Origin of the sequence: Clostridium celatum, from assembly GCF_021412605.1 — a bacterium.
Lineage (GTDB): Bacteria > Bacillota > Clostridia > Clostridiales > Clostridiaceae > Clostridium > Clostridium celatum.
Genome location: NZ_JAJKGM010000012.1, coordinates 77,774 through 85,244, shown reverse-complemented (window position 1 = coordinate 85,244; position 7,471 = coordinate 77,774). Strand labels below are relative to the sequence as shown.

The 7,471-nt window shown below is 26.7% G+C and carries 5 protein-coding genes; all 5 read left to right on the top strand.

Annotation, left to right across the window (positions count from 1 at the left end):
- The first annotated feature begins 248 nt into the window (after window positions 1-248).
- The 5 genes from LPC13_RS07415 (at window position 249) to LPC13_RS07395 (ending at window position 7,390) form a co-directional block, all read left to right on the top strand.
- Window positions 249-884: an HAD family hydrolase gene (locus tag LPC13_RS07415; RefSeq protein WP_195245068.1), complete on the top strand. Its 636-nt coding sequence runs from the start codon at window positions 249-251 to the stop codon at window positions 882-884.
- A gap of 146 nt (window positions 885-1,030) precedes the next feature.
- A complete protein-coding gene (locus LPC13_RS07410; protein ID WP_005215823.1) occupies window positions 1,031-3,376 on the top strand; it encodes an ABC transporter ATP-binding protein/permease in 2,346 nt (781 codons plus the stop codon).
- A 217-nt stretch (window positions 3,377-3,593) separates the two neighbouring features.
- The gene (locus tag LPC13_RS07405) at window positions 3,594-4,268 is read left to right on the top strand and encodes a response regulator transcription factor (protein WP_040420153.1); all 675 of its coding nucleotides are present in this window, start codon (window positions 3,594-3,596) and stop codon (window positions 4,266-4,268) included.
- Complete coding sequence (locus tag LPC13_RS07400) at window positions 4,265-5,326, top strand: HAMP domain-containing sensor histidine kinase (protein ID WP_234088726.1); 1,062 nt, start codon at window positions 4,265-4,267, stop codon at window positions 5,324-5,326. Before LPC13_RS07405 ends, LPC13_RS07400 begins: the two co-directional genes overlap by 4 nt.
- A 222-nt stretch (window positions 5,327-5,548) precedes the next feature.
- A complete protein-coding gene (locus LPC13_RS07395; RefSeq protein ID WP_005215829.1) occupies window positions 5,549-7,390 on the top strand; it encodes an immunoglobulin-like domain-containing protein in 1,842 nt (613 codons plus the stop codon).
- The last annotated feature ends 81 nt before the right edge of the window (window positions 7,391-7,471 follow it).

Sequence of the window (7,471 nt, the reverse complement as noted above, 5' to 3'; positions counted from 1 at the left end):
TTAAATTTTATCCACAACTAATAATAGAAAAACCCTCTGTTTTTAAACAGGGGGTTTTTCAACAAACTGAAATAAAACCTAGAATAATTATTAAATTATTCTAGGTTTTATTTGGAATTAAAGAAAATATCTAATTTAATTATTGAATTTGTTTACAGTATATAGCATACTTTTATCAGAGTCTTTTAGAATATCAATATAATATAAAAACTCATAAAATAAGAGAAAAGGAATGGAGAATTAGAGGAATGAAGAAATACAAATGCATAATATTTGACTTAGATAAAACTATGTTGGATACAGAAAAAATGAATATTATACCATTACAAAGGTTAATCAAGGAAGAACTAGCGCAGGATATTTCATATGAAGATTTGTTAAAGTATATGGCTTATCCAGGTAAGACAACGTTAAAGTTATTAGGATTTAAAGATATTGAAACTTCTTATAGCAAATGGGTAAAATATGTAAATGAATATGAAGAAGGAGCAAAGTTATACGAAGGATTTGAAGAGGTAATAAAAACCTTAGATGAAAATGGAATACTTTGTGGTATAGCTAGTTCTAAAATGAAGGATCAATATGAAATAGATTTTCTGAAGACTGGATTACAGAAGTATATGAAAAGTGTAGTTTTAGCAGAAGATACAGAAAATCACAAACCACATCCTGAACCATTATTGAAAGCTGTTGAGATATTAAATTTAGAACCAAAGGATGCAATGTATGTTGGTGATACACTTTCAGATTATAAATCTACAAAGGCAGCAGGAATGGATTTTGGTTTAGCTGTATGGGGAGCAATAGATATTAAAGATATAGATGCTGATTACTATTTAAATGAACCTAAAGATATTTTAAAGGTATTAAGCTTTATTGATTAATAGAAATTTATAAAAGGAATATGGACATAATAAAAGAAAAATTTATTTATTTTTATAAAAAATGTTAACGATTTAATTCATAATCAGTTCATAAAACTATACTATAGTTTGGTTATAGAAAAAATATAGTATAAAAGGAGAATTAAATGTTATCATTAAAGAATATTAAGAAGTCTTATGTAACTGGCGAATTTAAACAAGTTGCATTAGATGGAGTGAACTTAAATTTTAGAGAAAAAGAATTTGTTGCTATATTAGGGCCTAGTGGTTCTGGTAAAACAACATGCCTTAATGTAATTGGCGGATTAGATAAATATGATAGTGGAGATTTAATTATTAATGGTAAATCTACAAAAGAATTTAAGGATTCTGATTGGGATGCTTATCGTAATAATAGTGTGGGATTTATTTTTCAAAGCTATAATTTAATAACGCATTTAAGCATAATTGATAATGTTGAAATGGGAATGACATTAAGTGGAGTATCACCAGCTGAAAAGAAGAAAAAAGCATTAGAAGTTTTAGAAAAGGTTGGATTAAAGGATCATGTCCATAAAAGACCTAATCAATTATCGGGAGGACAAATGCAAAGAGTTGCTATTGCAAGAGCATTAGCAAATGACCCTGATATAATTTTAGCTGATGAACCTACAGGGGCATTAGATACTAAGACTAGTATTCAAATTATGGAGTTAATTAAGGAAATTGCAAAAGATAAGCTAGTCATAATGGTAACTCACAATCCAGAATTAGCAAACGAATACGCAGATAGAATAGTTGAATTTAGAGATGGTAATGTTATTTCTGATTCTAATCCATTAAAAGAAGAGAAAAGCAGTAGTAAATATTCGTTAAAGAAAACTAGTATGAATTTCTTTACTGCATTAAAATTATCAGCAATGAATATTAAGACAAAAAAATGGAGAACACTTTTAACTGCTTTTGCATCTAGTATAGGTATTATTGGAATTGCATTAATTCTTTCATTGTCAAATGGGTTTGATAAACAAATAAATACTTTTGAATCAGACACATTATCAGGATTTCCAATAGTGATAACACAATCTACAGCAGATATGGACATAGAAACAATGAGAGAACAAGCAAAGCAATTTGCTGGAAATAAAACAGAAGATGAAGATAAATACCCAAAAGTAGATGTTATATATCCATATGATTCAAGTGAAAATTCATTTGTGCATAGTAATAATTTTTCAACTGAGTATATAGATTATTTAGAATCTATAGATAAGGGATTATTATCAGGTATTTCATATACAAGAATAGTAAATATGAATCTTTTAAAAAGTGATGGAGAAGTTGCCACTCCGGTAAGTACTTCAGATTTAAGTTTTACAGCATATCCAACAAATTTAGATGAAACACAAGAAGGATATATTGAAAAGTCATATGACTTATTAGCCGGAGAATATCCAAGTGAAATAGGTGACTTAGTTCTTATAGTAGATTCTTATAATAAAGTTGATGTAAGTATTTTAAATGCACTTGGAATAGATTCAGATAAAGATGAAATTAACTTTGATGATATAATAGGTTATGAATTAAAGGTAGTTTTAAATGATAATTACTATAAAAAGGTTGGAGATAACTTTACATTAGCAGCGAACCCAACAAATATGATAGAATTATACAATAATGATAGCAATATTACAGTTAAAATAGCAGGTATAATAAGAGCTAAAGAAGATACTAAAATTACAATTTTATCACCAGGGATTGCATATTCAGATAAATTAAGTAAAGCATTTATTGAAGATGCACAGAATTCTGAAATAGTAAAAGCTCAAAAAGAAAGTGATTATAATGTATTAACAGGTGAAATATTCGATAATAAGAATGAAATGAATCCAAATTCAACATCAAATAACACTAAAGAAAATATGCTTTCATATTTAGGTGCAGATGGAAAACCATATATGATTACATTATATCCTAAAGATTTTGAAACTAAAGAAAATGTTACAGATTATTTAGATAAATGGAATGAAGATAAAGATAAAGAAGATGTAGTTATTTATAATGATATGGCAAGCACTTTTGTAAATTTATCAGGTGGAATAATGGATGCTATTACAATGGTATTAATTGCATTTGCAGCAATTTCATTAGTTGTATCATTAATAATGGTTGGTATTATAACTTATATTTCAGTATTAGAAAGAACAAAGGAAATCGGTGTATTAAGAGCTTTAGGTGCTAGAAAGAAGGATATAACGAGAGTATTTAATGCTGAAACATTTATAGTTGGAACTTGTTCAGGATTATTAGGAATACTAATAGCATGGTTATTGACATTCCCTGTGAATCGTGTTTTATATAAATTAACAGACTTAGAAGGCGTTGCAGTTCTTAATCCAGTACATGCAATTGTATTAGTAATTATAAGTGTAGGCTTAACGATGTTAGGTGGATGGATTCCAGCAAAAATGGCATCAAAGAAAGATCCAGTAGAAGCATTAAGAAGTGAATAATATTGATGTATAAAAAGTTTGTGATATTCCTTATGGAAATATCGCAAACTTTTTTATCACTTATGTTATCAGTTATTTTAGTAAAGTGAATATTTTTTAGTATAAAAGTAATATATGAATATCAGAAAGTGCTAATAATTTAATAAAAAATACTTATAGATATATAAGGGTTTTTATGAAAAGGAATGTTTGTTATAATATGGAAAGAGGTGATTTTATGGTTAATATTTTGCTGGTTGAAGATGATAGAAATTTAAGAAAAATGATGGAGATATTTTTAAAGCAAAATGGATATGAAGTACATTCGGCACAAGATGGTATAGAAGCTTTAAGCATTTTTGAATCAATACACATAGATTTAATTATTTGTGATATTATGATGCCGAATATGGATGGTTATGAATTTGTAGAAAATATTAGAAATATAAATTATGAAATCCCAATTTTAATGGTTACAGCAAAGGAGAAGCTAGAAGATAAAAGAAAGGGATTTTCTATGGGAATTGATGATTATATGGTTAAACCTATAGAGTTAGATGAAATGATTTTGCGTATAGAATCCGTTTTAAGAAGAGCTAAAATTTCAAATGAAAATAAGTTAACTATAGGAGAAGTAATATTAGATTATAATAAATTAACTATTACAAAAAACGAAAGTACAATAATTCTTCCAAAAAAAGAATTTTACTTATTATTTAAATTATTAAGCTATCCAAAGCAAATATTTACTAGAATTCAACTGATGGAAGAAATCTGGGGTATAGATATTGAAAGTGATGAAAGAACTGTAGATGTTCATATAAAAAGGATAAGGGAAAAGCTTATGGATTTTGATGAGTTTAAAATAGTTACTGTTAGAGGATTAGGCTATAAGGCAGAGAGGAATATATGAGAAAAATATATAATTATTTTAGACATACACTACAAGGAAAAATAATATTTTCATTTTTTACTGTACTAGTATTAGGAAATATAATTACGTTTTTTATTACATCACCATTCATTATTAAAGTATTAGGAAATAAAGTTGAAAATAATACTCAAGGTATTTATCAGTTTCATAGAATAAAGATATTAATATTAACAATAAGCTGTATTATTTCTGTTAGTGCATTATGTGTTGTATCTAGAATTATAGTTAAACAAATAAAAATTTTAACTAAAGCAACTAATGAAGTAGCAGAAGGAAATTTTGATGTATATTTAGAGACAAAAGAAAAAGACGAAATTGGAAGGCTTATTAATCATTTCAATAAAATGACTAAAAATTTAAAACATACTGCATATATTCAAAAAGACTTTATTAATAATGTATCACATGAGTTTAAAACACCGATAGCATCAATACAGGGCTTTGCGAAGATATTAAAAAATGATAAATTATCTAAAGAAGATAGACAGGAGTATTTAGATATTATAATTGAAGAAGCTAAGAGGTTGGAGAATTTATCAGATAATGTGCTTAAATTATCTAAATTAGAAAATCAGAATGTATTAGAGAATCAACAGAAATTTTCTTTAGATGAACAAATTATAAGAGCTATTTTAATTTTAGAAAATAATTGGCAGGAAAAAGAAATAAAATTTAATTTAGATTTGAAAAAAACCTATTTTTATGGTCAAGAGGAACTTTTATTACAAGTTTGGATAAATATTATTGGCAATGCTATAAAATTTTCTAATAGAAATCAATCAATAAATATTAAGATTGAAAGTAATGTGGAGTTTGTATTAGTAATAATAAAAGATAATGGGGTTGGAATGGATGAAGATACATTAGTACATATTTTTGATAAATTTTATCAAGGAGATAATTCTAGAAGTTTAAAGGGGTATGGACTAGGGCTAGCAATAACTAAAAGAATAGTTGAACTATCTAATGGAGAAATAATTGTTGAAAGTTCTATTGGAGAAGGCAGTACTTTTTACATAAAATTATTTAGGGAATAAGAAGTCAAAGATATATATTAATAAATAATAAGAAATATATAAGAATAGTATTGTTTTTCTATAAATATTCTCATAGGGATAAGGAAATATAAACCTTTATCTATGAGAATATTTTTCTTTTAAGTAAAAATATAATTGTGAAATTTATATGAAGAAATTATACATCAAATTTTTAGTTAAGCATATTATAAAGCGTATTATTATATATAAATTGGAGGATGTATGAAAAAATATATAATAACTATATTTTTGAGTTTAGCAATAGTAATATCATTAATAATTCCATCAAGAGTAGTAATGGCCAAAGAAGGCGGGAATGAAGAATCCTATCAATCAATATATGAGAAAAATGATGCTTATGATGAAATAGAGAATGAAGGACAAGATAAAGAAGAAAAAAAAGAAGAGATTCAAAATCAAGATATAGAAGAAGGCGAGCAAGAAAATATAGCACCCAAAATAATAGCGGAAGATAAAACTATAAATATAGGAGAAGAGTTTGATCCTAAAACTGATGTTACAGCAACAGATAAGGATGGGAATGATATTACAAAGAATATTGAAATATTAGAAAATACTGTTGATATAAACACAATAGGAAAGTATATAGTTACTTATTCAGTAAAAGATTCTTCAAATTTAGAGTCAAGAAAAACAATATATGTGACAGTAAAAAAAGATGCTGAGACCATAAATAGTTCACCGATTATAGATACTGATAATAAAAGCATTTATGTTGGAGATAAGTTTAACCCATGGTATGGAGTTACTGCAATGGATGAAGAAGATGGGGATATTACAGATAGCATAAAGATATTAGCTAATACTGTAGATGTTAATAAGGCTGGAATCTATATAGTAACTTATGAGGTTATAGATAAAGATGGAGCATCTACAAGAAAGACAATAGAAGTTTCAGTAGTAAATAAGGATGAAAAACCAAAAAAGAATGAAGTACCTATAATTAATGCATCAGATAGGATAATAAAATATGGAAGTAACTTTGATCCGTTATATGGAGTAACTGCTTATGATAAAGAAGATGGAAATATTACATCTAAAATAATAGTTGAACAGAATTTAGTTGATCCTTATACTAGAGGAAAGTATTCAGTTACCTATAGTGTAACTGATAGTAATGGAGAAAAAATTACTAAAGTTATAAATGTAGAAGTTGAAGAGAAGAAAGAACAAATAAATAATGCACCAATAATTTATGCAAGTAATGTTACTATTAAATTAGCAAATAAATTTAATCCATATGCAATGGTTAGTGCTTATGATAAAGAAGATGGATGGATAAGTGATAAAATTATTGTAGAATATAATTATGTAAATATATATAAAGCTGGTAAATATGATGTTGGGTACTCTGTTACAGATAGTAGTGGAATGAAAGCATCTTGTGTTATAACTATTACTGTAAAAGACACAGCAAATACAGATAAAAAAGTAGAAGATAATTCAGAACCAACTATTTATGCAAATAATATATCAATACCATTAAATTCAAAATTTAACCCATTAGAATGGGTAGTAGCCATTGATAAAGAAGATGGAGATATCACAAATAGAGTCATGGTAATTTCAAATGAAGTAGATACTAGTAAAGAAGGCAATTATCATGTTACTTATGAAGTTATTGATAAAAGTGGAAGCAAAGCTAATAAAGTTATAATGGTTTATGTTAAGAAGGAAGAGGAGATAAAGAGAGGAAATAAACCACCAGTAATTTATGCAGAAGATATCATATTAGAAAAAGGAAGTTATTATGATCCTTTAGATAAAGTAACTGCGCTTGATGATGAGGATGGAAATTTAAGTCATAAAATAGTTGTTAAGTCTAATAATGTTAATGTAAGTAAGAGTGGAAAATACAAAGTAACTCTTGAGGTTACAGATAGTATGGGAGAAGTAGCTACTAAGACTATAAATGTAATAGTAAAGGGTGCCTTAGGATTAAATGATAGTTTTAAGCTAATATTGATTTGTATCGGAATAGTAGGAGTTATTTTAATAATATCATCAATAGTTGCAGTGGGTATTACTAGAAAGAAAAGATAGAGTAGAGTAGGCTCAGAAAGAAGAGCTATCTATGTAAAAGATTATAAATAATTTACATAGATAGCTCATTATTTTATAATT